The sequence below is a fragment of the Mycobacterium spongiae genome, assembly GCF_018278905.1.
In the GTDB taxonomy this organism is placed as follows: Bacteria; Actinomycetota; Actinomycetes; order Mycobacteriales; family Mycobacteriaceae; genus Mycobacterium; species Mycobacterium spongiae.
Genome location: NZ_CP046600.1, coordinates 3,288,654 through 3,301,824, shown reverse-complemented (window position 1 = coordinate 3,301,824; position 13,171 = coordinate 3,288,654). Strand labels below are relative to the sequence as shown.

Below are 13,171 nucleotides of genomic sequence, written 5' to 3'. Positions count from 1 at the left end.
CGCGATGGCCCGGTTGCTGCGCCGGGGCAAAGGCGGCAAAGGCGGCAAAGACAAGACCTCCGAGGGCGCCGACGCGACTCTGGCGGGGACCGAGCATGCCGCGACGGGGGAAGCGGCCGGGTCGCCGGATACCGCCCCCGCGGGCGGAACTGCTCAGCCTCGTGCTGCGAAAGCCCAGGATGCGGGTGCGCGCACCAGGTTCGGTGCCTGGCTAGGGCGGCCGATGACCTCGTTTCACCTCGTCATCGCCGTCGGCGCATTACTGACGACGCTGGGTCTGATCATGGTCCTGTCGGCCTCGGGGGTGCAGTCCTATGGCGACGACGGATCGGCGTGGTTGATTTTCGGCAAGCAGGTGCTGTGGACGATCGTGGGTCTTGTCGCTGGCTATGTTTCGTTGCGGATGTCAGTGCGCTTCATGCGGCGTATCGCGTTCTTCGGCTTCGCGGTGACCATCGTGTTGTTGGTGCTGGTTCTTGTTCCTGGCATCGGCAACGAAGCCAACGGTTCTCGCGGGTGGTTCGTCGTGGCCGGCTTGTCGATGCAGCCTTCTGAGCTGACCAAGATCGCGTTCGCGGTCTGGGGTGCACATCTGCTGGCCGCTCGGCGGATGGAGCGGGCGTCGCTGCGCGAGATGCTGATTCCGCTCGTGCCGGCCGCAGTGATCGCACTCGCATTGATCGTGGCACAGCCCGACCTCGGACAGACGGTGTCGATGGGCATCATCCTGCTGGGCTTGCTGTGGTACGCCGGACTGCCGCTACGCGTTTTCATGAGCTCGCTGGCTGCGGTCGTGGTTTCGGCCGCAATTCTTGCCGTGTCCGCGGGGTATCGATCCGCGCGCGTGCGGTCCTGGCTGAATCCGGAAAATGATCCCCAGGACGCGGGGTACCAGGCTCGCCAGGCAAAGTTCGCGTTGGCCCAGGGAGGCATCTTCGGCGACGGCCTCGGCCAGGGATCGGCTAAGTGGAACTATCTGCCCAACGCCCACAACGACTTCATCTTCGCGATCATTGGCGAGGAGCTGGGGCTTATCGGGGCGTTCGGGCTGCTCGGGCTGTTCGGGTTGTTTGCCTATACCGGCATGCGCATCGCACGTCGGTCTGCCGATCCGTTCCTGCGGCTGCTGACCGCCACCACGACCCTGTGGGTGCTCGGCCAGGCATTCATCAACATCGGCTATGTGATCGGGCTGCTGCCGGTCACCGGGCTGCAGCTGCCGCTGATCTCTGCTGGGGGAACCTCGTCGGCTGCAACACTGTCGCTGATAGGCATGATGGCCAATGCGGCACGCCACGAACCGGAGGCGGTGGCCGCGCTTCGGGCCGGCCGCGACGACAGGGTGAATCGGCTACTGCGGCTGCCCCTGCCCGAGCCGTATCTGCCGCCTCGATCCGAGGCGCTTCGAGATCGTCAGCGCGCCCGCCCGCCACGGGCCAAGCAATCCAAGCAAGCCAAACAACCCAAACAACCCAAGCAACCTCCTCCCAGGAAGGCCTCGAGGGACAAGGTTGCCCACCGGACGGCGCAGGTGGACAGGCGTCAGCGACCTGCCTTACCCTCGACCGCTGGTCGGCGAACCCGCCGATCTGGGGGAGCCGCCGCATCGCCGGGGTGGGCGCACCAACCCCGTGCAGGGGAGCATCATAGAGCTGGTCAGCGCCACGGCGGCCAGCGTCCTACACGACGCGCTCGCGTATTGGAAGGTCAGCGTTACGGGTGAACGACTCGGTCAGGCAGCCGGCCGGCGGGCTGGGGACCACCAGCCGCGGCTTTTCGTTGTCGGTTGTGCTTGCCGGCGGTGGTACGGCGGGTCACGTCGAACCGGCAATGGCGGTTGCCGACGCCTTGACCCGTCTGGATCCGCAGATCCGGATCACCGCGCTGGGCACCAGCCGGGGGCTGGAGACCAAGCTGGTGCCCGAACGCGGCTACCGCCTCGAGCTGATCACGCCGGTACCGCTGCCGCGCAAACCCACTGGCGACCTTGCCCGATTGCCACCGCGGGTATGGCGCGCGGTCCGGGAAGCTCGGGCGGTGCTCGACGGCGTCGACGCCGACGTCGTCATCGGCTTCGGGGGCTATGTTGCCCTGCCCGCCTACCTCGCCGCTCGCGGTATCCCCGGGTTTCGCCGCCGGATCCCGGTGGTGATCCACGAAGCCAACGCCAGGGCCGGGCTGGCCAATCGGGTCGGCGTCCGGACCGCCGCCCGGGTGCTGTCGGCGGTGCCGGATTCCGGGCTGCGACACGCCGAGGTGGTCGGTGTACCGGTCCGCGCGGCGATCACGGCGCTGGATCGCGCGGCCCTGCGCGCCCAAGCTCGAGCCCACTTCGGTTTCACTGACGACGCCCGGGTGCTGTTGGTGTTCGGTGGTTCGCAGGGTGCTGTCTCGCTGAATCGCGCGGTTGCCGGGGCGGCCGCCGCCCTGGCCGGGGCGGGCATTTCGGTGCTGCACGCCCACGGACCCAAGAACGTTCTCGACCTGCCGGGTGCCGACCATCAGGGCACCCAGGATCCGCCGTATGTCGCCGTTCCCTATCTGGACCGGATGGATTTGGCGTACGCCGCCGCGGACATGGTGATCTGCCGCTCCGGGGCGATGACGGTCGCCGAGGTATCGGCCGTCGGTCTGCCGGCCATCTATGTACCGTTGCCGATCGGCAACGGTGAGCAGCGGCTGAACGCGCTTCCGGTGGTCAATGCCGGCGGCGGCATAGTGGTCGACGACGGCGCCCTGTCCCCGGATCTGGTGGGCCAAGAGGTGGTAGCGCTGCTCACTGACGCTGCTCGGCTGGCGGCGATGACCGCTGCCGCCGCCCGAGTGGGACACCGTGATGCGGCGCGCCAGGTGGCCCAGGCAGCCGTGGCCGTCGCCAGACAGGCGCGTCCGGCCGTCGGCGGACGGTCAGGCGGAGGGGGACCGTGAACGCCGCGCAGTTGCCGCCAGAGTTGCGCCGGGTGCACATGGTCGGCATCGGGGGAGCAGGCATGTCGGGCATCGCGCGCATCCTGTTGGATCGGGGCGGGCTGGTATCGGGATCAGACGCGAAGGAGTCGCGTGGTGTCCATGCGCTCCGCGCGCGGGGCGCCAAGATCCGGATCGGACACGATGCGTCGTCGCTGGACTTGCTTCACGGGGGCGTCACCGCGGTGATCACGACCCGTGCCGCTATTCCCAAGACAAACCCCGAGCTTGTGGAAGCCCGGCGGCGCGGTATCCCGGTGATTCTGAGGCCGCTGGTCCTTTCCAAGCTCATGGTTGATCGCACCGCCGTGATGGTCACCGGGACCCATGGCAAGACGACGACGACGTCGATGCTCATCGTTGCGTTGCAGCACTGCCGGCGGGACCCATCGTTCGCAGTCGGCGGTGAGCTCGGGGAGGCCGGCACCAACGCACATCACGGCAGCGGTGACTGCTTCGTGGCTGAAGCCGACGAAAGCGACGGCTCGCTGCTCGAGTACTCGCCCGACGTTGTGGTTGTCACCAACATCGAGTCGGACCATCTGGACTTCTACGGCAGCGCCGAGGCGTACGTCGGGGTCTTCGACTCTTTTGTCGAACGTCTTGCTCCCGGGGGTGCGCTGGTCGTGTGTACCGACGACCCGGGTGCGGCCGCATTGGCCCAGCGCACGGCCGATTTGGGAATTAGGGTGCTGCGCTACGGGTCTGCTGAGGTGCCCGGAGAGACCTTGGCGGGCGCCCTGTTGTCATGGGAACAACATGGCACCGAGGCGGTCGCCCACATTCAGTTGGCTCCCGAACTGACTCCACCACCTCACCAACGGGCGATGCGGCTGTCGGTGCCGGGGCGACACATGGCGCTCAATGCTTTGGGCGCGCTGCTGGCGGCGATCGAGATCGGTGCCGCGGCCGAGGACGTGCTCGACGGGCTCGCCAGTTTCGAGGGGGTGCGTCGCCGGTTCGAGTTGGTGGGAGCCTCGGGAGTTGGACAGGCGTCGGTGCGCGTGTTCGACGACTATGCGCACCACCCGACGGAGGTCGGCGCGACGCTGGCGGCGGTCAGGACGATTCTCGATCAGGGCGCCGGCGGCCGCTCCTTGGTCGTGTTTCAACCCCACTTATATTCGCGGACAAAGGCTTTCGCCGCCGACTTCGGTCGCGCCCTCAGCGCGGCCGACGAGGTCTTCGTGCTCGACGTCTACGGGGCGCGCGAACAGCCGCTCGCCGGGATCAGCGGGGCAAGTATTGCCGAGCATGTCAGGGTGCCAGTGCACTACCTCAGAGATTTTTCAGCGGTCGCTGCGGAGGTCGCAGCGGCCGCTGGCCCGGGCGATGTCATCCTCACGATGGGCGCCGGGGACGTCACCTTGCTCGGGCCGGAAATCGTAAGCGCCTTGCGGGTGCGAGCCAACCACAGCGCGCCCGGCCATCCGGGAGTGTTGCGGTGAGCGAGCCGGATAACGGCCCACACACCGAACCGGCGGCCGAATCGGAGGCGCCTCAGTCGGCTGATGCATCCGGCGGCGGTGCGCTGGCGACCGAACCACCTGCTACAGCGGCGCAGGACGGCGAAACGCCGGCGGCTCAAGCCGAATTCGAAGGACCGCGCCGGCGCGCCCGCCGCGAACGCGCCGAGCGCCGCGCCGCTTCGGCCCGCGCCACCGCGATCGAGGAGGCGCGTCGTGCGGCCAAGAAACGAGCCCGCGGGCGCGCCGTCACCGACGCCAAGCCTGTGGCACGAGGCGTTGTCCGAGGGTTGAAGATGCTGTTCGCCTCGGTACTGCTGGCCGTCATTGGGGTCGGACTGGCGCTGATTCTCTACTTCACGCCGGCGATGTCGGCCCGCGATATCGTCGTCGTCGGGACCGGGGCGGTGACCCGCGAACAGGTCCTTCAGACGGCGAAGGTGCTGCCCGGAACGCCGCTACTGCAGATCAACACTGCGGACGTCGCTGACCGGGTGGCCACGATCCGGCGGGTGGCGAGCGCGCGAGTGCAACGTCAATACCCGTCGGTGCTGCGTATCACCATCGTCGAGCGGGTGGCGGTGGCGGTGCAGGACTTTCCCGACGGCCCGCATCTGTTTGATCGCGACGGTGTCGACTTTGCTACCGCCCCGCCGCCGCCGTTATTGCCTTATCTGGATGTCGAGAATCCGGGCCCGAACGACCCAACGACCAAGGCCGCCCTGGCGGTATTGGTCGCGCTGCGTCCCGAGGTTGCGGCCCAGGTCGGCCGCGTCGCAGCGCCGTCGGTGTCGTCCATAACCCTTACGTTGACCGACGGGCGGGTGGTGATCTGGGGGACCGCCGACCGCATCGAGGAAAAGGCTGAGAAGCTGGCGGCGTTGTTGACCCAGCCTGGACATACCTACGACGTGTCCAGTCCGGACCTACCGACCGTGAAATAGCGACCGGTCACCAAAATTGGCCGCCTACGCCTCGGCGCGCCTGCCCGGTTAGCCCGCGTCGTACCCATACGGTGCTGATTACGCGGAACTACTTGACATAACTCTAAGCCTATGGTTGAGGTTGAGGGTTTTGCAAGCAGACACACCGTCAGCGCCACCAGGGAGACCCCACCAGGGAGGAAGAGGAATGATGACCCCCCCGCACAACTACCTGGCCGTCATCAAGGTTGTGGGTATCGGTGGCGGCGGTGTTAACGCCGTCAACCGGATGATCGAGCAGGGCCTCAAAGGCGTGGAGTTCATCGCGATCAACACCGACGCGCAGGCGTTGTTGATGAGCGATGCCGACGTCAAGCTCGACGTCGGCCGCGATTCCACTCGCGGGCTCGGCGCCGGCGCCGACCCGGAGGTCGGACGCCGAGCGGCCGAGGACGCCAAGGACGAGATCGAAGAGCTGTTGCGCGGCGCCGACATGGTTTTCGTCACCGCCGGTGAGGGCGGTGGAACCGGTACCGGTGGGGCGCCCGTCGTCGCCAGCATCGCCCGCAAACTAGGTGCCCTCACCGTCGGTGTCGTCACTCGGCCGTTTTCGTTCGAGGGCAAGCGGCGCAGCAACCAGGCCGAAAACGGCATCGCCTCGCTGCGGGAGAGTTGCGACACCCTGATCGTGATTCCCAACGACCGGCTGCTGCAGATGGGGGATGCGGCGGTATCCCTCATGGACGCGTTCCGCAGTGCCGACGAGGTGCTGCTCAACGGCGTGCAAGGCATTACCGACCTGATCACCACGCCGGGGCTGATCAACGTCGACTTCGCCGACGTCAAGGGCATCATGTCCGGCGCCGGTACCGCGCTGATGGGTATCGGCTCAGCCCGTGGTGACGGCCGATCCCTCAAGGCCGCCGAGATCGCCATCAACTCGCCGCTGCTGGAGGCCTCCATGGAGGGCGCGCAGGGTGTGCTGATGTCCATTGCTGGCGGCAGTGACCTGGGCCTGTTCGAAATCAATGAGGCAGCTTCGCTGGTGCAGGACGCCGCGCATCAGGACGCCAACATCATCTTCGGCACCGTCATCGACGATTCGCTCGGCGACGAGGTGCGGGTCACCGTCATTGCGGCTGGTTTCGACGCCACCGGACCCGGCCGCAAGCCTGTCACTTCCGAGACTGGTTCGGAGACCGGCGGCGCACACAGGATCGAGTCGGCGAAAGCCGGCAAACTGACCTCGACGTTGTTCGAGCCGGTTGACGCCGTGAGCGTGCCAATACACACCAACGGCTCCACACTGAGCATCGGTGGCGACGACGACGACGTCGATGTACCACCGTTTATGCGTCGCTGACGGCTGGCTGGCAAGGGATTCCGGATACTGAAGATGTGAGTGTTCGCATCCGCCGGGTGATCACCACCCGGAAGGGCGGCGTGTCGGCGCCGCCATTCGACACCTTCAACCTCGCCGACCATGTCGGTGACGAGCCTGCGTCGGTGGCGGCCAACCGAGCCCGGCTCGCCGCGTCCATCGGGCTGCCCAGCGACGCGATGGTGTGGATGAACCAGGTCCACGGAGATCGGGTCGAGGTAGTTAGCGAGCCGCGTGGTGTTGCGGTCGACGACACTGACGGCTTGGTGACCACCGTTCCCCGGCTCGCCCTGGTAGTCGTGACCGCCGACTGTGTGCCTGTGTTGCTGGCTGACGCCCGGGCCGGTGTGGTCGCTGCGGTGCACGCCGGTCGTGTCGGCGCGCAACGGGGCGTGGTGGTTCGCGCGGTGGACGCGATGCTAGGCCTAGGCGCGGTTGCCCCCGACATTTCGGCGCTGCTGGGCCCCGCTGTCAGCGGTCGCAACTACGAAGTGCCTGCCGCGATGGCCGATGAGGTCGAGGCGGCGTTACCCGGCAGCCGGACCACAACCCACACCGACACTCCGGGCCTGGACCTTCGGGCTGGAATTGCGCGCCAATTGCGCGATTTGGGGGTTGAGTCCATCGACGTCGATCCCCGCTGCACGGTTGCCGATCCCACATTGTTCAGCCACCGCCGCGGTTCACCGACCGGGCGTCTGGCGTCGTTGGTATGGATGGATTGACCGCGACAGTGGTAGCGAAACAGAACTCCGGAAACCGGGCCAACCAGGGAGACCACGGCAACCCGGGCAACCCGGGCGATCGCGAATCGGAATTGACTCACGCCCTGGCCGCGGTGCGATCACGGCTCGCGGCGGCCGCGGTCGCGGCGGGCCGCACTCTCGACGAAATTGAGCTGCTACCAATCACCAAATTGTTCCCGGCGACCGATGTGGCGATTTTGTCTCGATTGGGCTGTAGGTCGGTTGGGGAATCGCGGGATCAAGAGGCTTCGGCCAAGGTGGCCGAACTCACACGGCTGGCAGCGGCGAACCCGTCGCTCGCAGGCTCGCAGGACCTGCGCTGGCACATGGTGGGCCGGCTCCAGCGAAACAAGGCCCGGTCGCTGGCCCGGTGGGCACACACGATTCACTCGGTCGACAGCGGGCCGCTAGTGACTGCGCTGGATCGGGCTGTCGGATCGGCGTTGGCCGACGGCCATCGTGGCAATCGGTTGCGGGTCTACGTTCAAGTCAGCCTCGACGGCGACGCGTCGCGCGGCGGCATTGACGTTTCGTCGCCGGACTCGGTTGATCGGGTGTGTGAGCACGTTTCGGGGTCACACGGCCTTGAGTTGGTCGGATTGATGGGTGTTCCGCCGCTGGACTGGGACCCGGATAGGGCGTTTGAGCTGCTGAAATCGGCGCACAGCCGGGTGGTCCGGTCGTTCCCCGCCGCGCAGGGGATATCCGCCGGGATGTCCCACGACTTTGAAACCGCCGTCAAACATGGCTCGACATGTGTGCGTGTCGGTACCGCGCTAATGGGTCATCGCCGGTTACGGTCACCGTGAATATTCACTGTAGTCACACCTTCATCACAGACACCAGATCTCCCAGGGTTAGAAGGGGTTACGCAATGAGCACACTCCACAAGGTCAAGGCCTACTTCGGTATGGCTCCGATGGAGGACTACGACGACGAGTACTACGACGACCGTGCTCCCTCTCGTGGCTATTCACGGCCTCGTTTCGAGGACGATTACGGGCGATTTGAAGGGCGTGAATACGACGACCCGCGCAGCGATCCGCGTAGTGATCCTCGCGGCGACTTGCGCGGGGACCCCAGCGAGTATCCGCCGCCTGGATACCGAGGCGGATACGCCGACGAACCACGCTTCCGTTCCCGCGAGTTCGACCGCGGTGAGATGACCCGGCCGCGGTTCGGGTCCTGGTTGCGCAACTCAACTCGGGGGGCGCTGGCGATGGACCCGCGCCGGATGGCGATGATGTTCGAGGAGGGCCATCCTCTGTCGAAGATCACCACGCTGCGGCCCAAGGACTACAGCGAGGCCCGCACGATCGGCGAGCGGTTCCGTGATGGCACCCCCGTGATCATGGATCTGGTGTCGATGGACAACGCCGACGCCAAACGGCTGGTCGACTTCGCAGCTGGACTGGCCTTCGCCCTTCGCGGCTCCTTCGACAAGGTCGCGACCAAGGTGTTCCTGCTGTCGCCCGCTGACGTCGATGTGTCTCCGGAGGAGCGGCGCCGGATCGCCGAAACCGGTTTCTACGCTTACCAATAGGCGTTCCTGCGTAGTGGTTGCCCGCGCACGACCTCGGGCTGGCCGTCCCGCATGCTGCGCATGGGATGCGTGTTGGTCCCTCAGGCCGAATCGGTAGGCTGGCGTTGGCCGCCCCTGCGGGCGACGACTGATTTTCGCCATCCTCTTCAGTAAGGTCGGGACTCTCGTTGGTGCTGTTCTTTCAGATCCTTGGGTTTGCGCTGTTCATTTTCTGGCTGCTGCTCATCGCTCGGGTCGTCGTCGAGTTCATCCGGTCGTTCAGCCGCGACTGGCGTCCCACCGGTGTCACCGTGGTGATCCTGGAGATCATCATGTCGGTGACGGATCCGCCCGTGAAGCTGTTGCGACGGCTGATCCCGCAACTCACCATCGGAGCGGTCCGCTTCGACCTGTCGATCATGGTGCTGTTGCTGGTTGCGTTCATCGGCATGCAACTTGCCTTCGGTGCCGCCGCTTGACCCGTATTACTGCCCCGTGAGTGGTCTTCGGAGACGGTTCGGCCACGATTTGGCGACAAGTTTGGCGCACGTGATTTTTCAAATCTAAGAATTGTGATTTATTGGCCTTAGAGTTTGAAAAGTTTGAAATTGGTCCTTACTTATATAGTCCAATCGGCAACCGCCGAGTCTGGTGTGACAGGATGGACGGCAGTTGCGCGACTGCTGCCGCTCCGTTCTACACTTTCCAGATCGTTCGACCGTCCATGAACTCGAGGGGACAAACAATGCCGCTTACACCTGCCGATGTCCACAATGTGGCGTTCAGTAAGCCGCCTATCGGCAAGCGCGGGTACAACGAGGATGAGGTCGACGCCTTCCTCGACCTGGTGGAGAACGAGCTGACGCGCCTGATCGAAGAAAATTCTGATCTGCGTCAGCGGATCGCCGAGCTGGACCAAGAGTTTGGCGGGGCCGCTGGTGTGCCGGTGGCTGCTCAGCCCACCCAGGCGATACCGGTCTACGAACCCGAACCCGCCAAGCCGGCCGCTGGGGGAACCACCGAGGAGCAGGCCATGAAGGCAGCTCGGGTGTTGACCCTCGCTCAAGACACCGCTGACCGGCTGACCGGCACCGCCAAAGCAGAGTCGGACAAGATGTTGGCCGACGCACGCGCCAACGCCGAGCAGATTGTCAGTGAGGCCCGACACACCGCCGAGGCGACGGTGACCGAGGCTCGACAGCGCGCCGACGCGATGCTTTCGGATGCGCAAACTCGGTCCGAGAGCCAGTTGCGCCAGGCCCAGGAAAAGGCCGACGCCCTCCAAGCGGATGCCGAACGCAAGCATTCCGAGATCATGGGAACCATCAACCAGCAGCGCACAGTGCTGGAAGGCCGCCTTGAGCAGCTGCGTACGTTCGAACGCGAATACCGCACCCGGCTCAAGACCTACCTGGAATCCCAGCTTGAAGAGCTCGGCCAGCGCGGATCGGCGGCCCCGGTCGATTCCAGCGCGGATGGTGGTGGATTCGACCAATTCAATCGCGGCAACAACTAGCCGATTCGCGGCGGTCTACGCGCCGGGTTAGCAAGGTCGGCAGCAAGGACCCTGGTAGGTTTGGCAGTCGCGCTAGCCGGCTGGAGGATTACCGATGCTGATCGTTGCGCTCGTGTTGGCGCTCATTGGGCTCGTCGCGTTGGTGTTCGCCGTGGTGACCAGTAACGAGCTGGTGGCCTGGGTTTGCATCGGCGCCAGCGTGCTGGGCGTGGTGCTGTTGATCGTCGATGCGATGCGCGAACGCCGCCGGCGGGACGTGGTCGACGCCCCCGAAGAGCTGGCCGGGGACGAGACGGCAGATGAGCCAAGTGGGGTAGGCGGGGCGGACCTGGACGCCGAGGACGACACCGCGATCGACTACCCAGATGACGCCGCCGCGGATGACCCGGACGTGGAGACCGGTCAGGCCGCCGATGACACCGCCACCGGGCCGACCGAGGACGCCGCCGACGAAGCGACCGAGGAGTCGGCGGTATCGGCCGACCCCCGTGGCGAGGACACCACGGCTTAGTGGCCGGTAGGCGTACCGCTAGCGGCCCGTGAGGGCGCCGCAAACGGGCTCCACGGGTGGGGTCCCGCCGCAATCACGATCGTGGGGTGACGTGGTCCGGCCAGTCGCCGCCCGCTGTCCTTGCGACCGCGGAGAGAACCGGTAGTCGGCTCGACGCCGCCCTCGGAGCACGTCCCACAGCCTCTCAGCGTGGGGCGGAAAGGGCCGTTGACGATCAAGATCGCGTCAAGCTATCTCGCAGTGCCCACCGTGACGCGGCGATTCAGCGCAGACTGATACCTAGGCTAGTTGGGCTAACAAATTCGCCCGGGAGCTAGGACACATCGAAGGGTGGCGTCGTCTAGGCAGAAGCCGATGTAGGGGTAAGCACCCCAGGAGTTCCTGGGAAAGGAGCATCCGCATGACGCTGCGAGGTGTTCCTGAGGGTTCGGCAGCGACCAGGACGGCGGTGGTCGCGCCCAGCCGGTGGGCGGGCGTCGGACATGTTTGTGCCGCGCCGTCGGTAGGGATAGATCCGCACCAGGTTGTGGGTGACTCTCGGTGACGGCGCCAATGTGGATGGCACAGCCGCCGGAAGTGCATTCGGCGATGCTGAGCGCTGGTCCGGGGCCAGGGTCGTTGCTGGCGGCCGCGGGTGGGTGGTCCTCGCTGAGTAGCGAATACGCTTCGGTCGCAGCCGAACTCAGCGGGATCTTGGGGGCGGTCGCGGCCGGGGCGTGGCACGGTTCGAGCGCGGAGCGCTATGCGGCTGCTCACGTGCCGTATTTGGGGTGGTTGCAGCAGGCCAGTGCGGATAGCGCCAGCCACGCGGCTCAGCTCGAGGTTGCTGCGGCGGCATACACCGCCGCCTTGGCGGCGATGCCGACGCTGGCCGAACTGGCGGCCAACCACGTCGTTCACGGGGTGCTGGTAGCGACGAACTTCTTTGGAATCAACACGATTCCGATTGCGCTCAATGAAGCCGACTACGTGCGGATGTGGGTGCAGGCTGCCACCACCATGGGCGCGTATCAGGCTGTCGCGGGTGCGGCCGTGGCATCCCTCCCGCGTGCTACGGCGCCGCCCTTCATCGCGAATCCCGGTGCTGGTGTCGCAAGCGACCCCCCGGGGACCGTGGCCCCGATCGACCCCGGTTCGCTGCCCGCAACACTGCTGCGAGCCCTTCTACAATTCTTCAACAACCTCTTTGACGAAATCTTCTCGTTCGACTTCTCATCGTTCCTGCGCAATCCGATCGGAACACTGCTTGGCGCCATCATCTCGTATTTCACGACTCCTCTTGATCCTTCGCTTGGTCCTCTTGCGCTCTTGGTCGCCCATCCAATTACGACCGCGCTGTTGTTGGCTGGCTCTTCCGTAGGGCTTTCGCCCCTTGCGGCCTTGGGACCCGTCCTGTCGGCGCTGTCGGTCGGTCTGAGCCTGGGTCTTGGTGCCGTGACGGTGCGGCTTGGCGTGCTCGCGCCCGTTGCGGTGCCAGTGGCCGAAGCAGCGCCACTCGCCTCTGCGTCGGCAGCGCCGTTGGCGTTGCCTGCGGCCGACATGACCCCCACACTGGCGACTCCCGCCGGAGCCCCGGTGTCTACGGGCACCCCCGGTGCCGGAGCCCCTCCGGCGCCCGCCCCACCAACAACCACCGCAAGTCTTAGCTACCTGGTGGGCGGCGGCGACGGCCCCGAAACCGGCTTCGGGCCGCCGGTCGCCGGCCACGGCCGGGCCAGTGCCCCGGCAGCAACCGTTCCGGCGGGCGGCGAGCGCGCGACGAGCCGTGCGCCGGCGCGGGCGCGGGCGCGCCGGCGGGCCGCACTGCGCGATTACGGCAACGAATTCATGGATATGGATTCCGGCATCAGCGTCCTGCCCGACTACGGTCCGCAGGACACCGTGGCGGCGTCGGACCGCGGCCTTGGGACGCTGGGCTTTGCCGGGACACACCACGACAACGCGGTGCACGCGTCCGGGTTGACCACGCTGTCCGACGATGAGTTCGGCGGCAGCCCCACGGTGCCGATGGTGCCGGGTACCTGGGACCAGGATCCCGACCACCAGGAGAGCCCCGGCAATACCGTGGGAGTTCAGCCTCTTGAGCGCCTGGGGTGATGCGCTACGCCCGGCCTGTTCGGTGTCCGAGGGGACTTGGCC

The 13,171-nt window shown here is 66.3% G+C and carries 11 protein-coding genes and 1 pseudogene; all 12 read left to right on the top strand.

The features are described from left to right. The first annotated feature begins 4 nt into the window (after nt 1–4). The 12 genes and pseudogenes from ftsW (at nt 5) to F6B93_RS13370 (ending at nt 13,129) form a co-directional block, all read left to right on the top strand. Nucleotides 5–1,723, top strand: a complete 1,719-nt coding sequence (gene ftsW, locus F6B93_RS13425; protein ID WP_425518548.1) for a putative lipid II flippase FtsW — start codon at nt 5–7, stop codon at nt 1,721–1,723. After that, a pseudogene (gene murG, locus F6B93_RS13420) lies at nt 1,720–2,906 on the top strand (undecaprenyldiphospho-muramoylpentapeptide beta-N-acetylglucosaminyltransferase); the annotation flags it as partial. The gene ftsW and the pseudogene murG, both read left to right, overlap by 4 nt. 18 nt (nt 2,907–2,924) lie before the next feature. Next, entirely contained in the window at nt 2,925–4,415 is a 1,491-nt protein-coding gene (gene murC / locus F6B93_RS13415) for a UDP-N-acetylmuramate--L-alanine ligase (RefSeq protein ID WP_211695540.1), read from the top strand. Nucleotides 4,416–4,498: 83 nt separating this feature from the next. Beyond that, the gene (locus F6B93_RS13410) at nt 4,499–5,377 is read left to right on the top strand and encodes a cell division protein FtsQ/DivIB (RefSeq protein WP_211699469.1); all 879 of its coding nucleotides are present in this window, start codon (nt 4,499–4,501) and stop codon (nt 5,375–5,377) included. 190 nt (nt 5,378–5,567) lie between these two features. Further along, nucleotides 5,568–6,719, top strand: coding sequence for a cell division protein FtsZ (gene ftsZ, locus F6B93_RS13405; RefSeq protein WP_211695539.1), 1,152 nt, complete (start codon nt 5,568–5,570; stop codon nt 6,717–6,719). Between the two features lie 35 nt (nt 6,720–6,754). Continuing rightward, nucleotides 6,755–7,462 (top strand): peptidoglycan editing factor PgeF, encoded by a 708-nt coding sequence (gene pgeF / locus F6B93_RS13400; protein WP_211695538.1) that lies wholly within the window; start codon nt 6,755–6,757, stop codon nt 7,460–7,462. After that, nucleotides 7,450–8,292 (top strand): YggS family pyridoxal phosphate enzyme, encoded by an 843-nt coding sequence (locus F6B93_RS13395; RefSeq protein ID WP_211695537.1) that lies wholly within the window; start codon nt 7,450–7,452, stop codon nt 8,290–8,292. The genes pgeF and F6B93_RS13395 overlap by 13 nt, the downstream gene beginning before the upstream one ends. Before the next feature lie 65 nt (nt 8,293–8,357). Then, nucleotides 8,358–9,026 (top strand): cell division protein SepF, encoded by a 669-nt coding sequence (locus F6B93_RS13390; RefSeq protein WP_211695536.1) that lies wholly within the window; start codon nt 8,358–8,360, stop codon nt 9,024–9,026. A 167-nt stretch (nt 9,027–9,193) separates the two neighbouring features. Continuing rightward, nucleotides 9,194–9,484, top strand: coding sequence for a YggT family protein (locus F6B93_RS13385; protein WP_211695535.1), 291 nt, complete (start codon nt 9,194–9,196; stop codon nt 9,482–9,484). A 266-nt stretch (nt 9,485–9,750) separates the two neighbouring features. Next, nucleotides 9,751–10,521 carry a DivIVA-like cell division protein Wag31 gene (wag31, locus tag F6B93_RS13380; protein ID WP_211695534.1) on the top strand — a complete coding sequence of 257 codons (771 nt, stop codon included), beginning with the start codon at nt 9,751–9,753 and terminating at the stop codon, nt 10,519–10,521. A gap of 94 nt (nt 10,522–10,615) precedes the next feature. Next, nucleotides 10,616–11,032 (top strand): hypothetical protein, encoded by a 417-nt coding sequence (locus F6B93_RS13375; RefSeq protein WP_211695533.1) that lies wholly within the window; start codon nt 10,616–10,618, stop codon nt 11,030–11,032. A 540-nt stretch (nt 11,033–11,572) separates the two neighbouring features. Further along, nucleotides 11,573–13,129, top strand: a complete 1,557-nt coding sequence (locus F6B93_RS13370) for a PPE family protein (RefSeq protein ID WP_246540744.1) — start codon at nt 11,573–11,575, stop codon at nt 13,127–13,129. Nucleotides 13,130–13,171 lie beyond the last annotated feature (42 nt).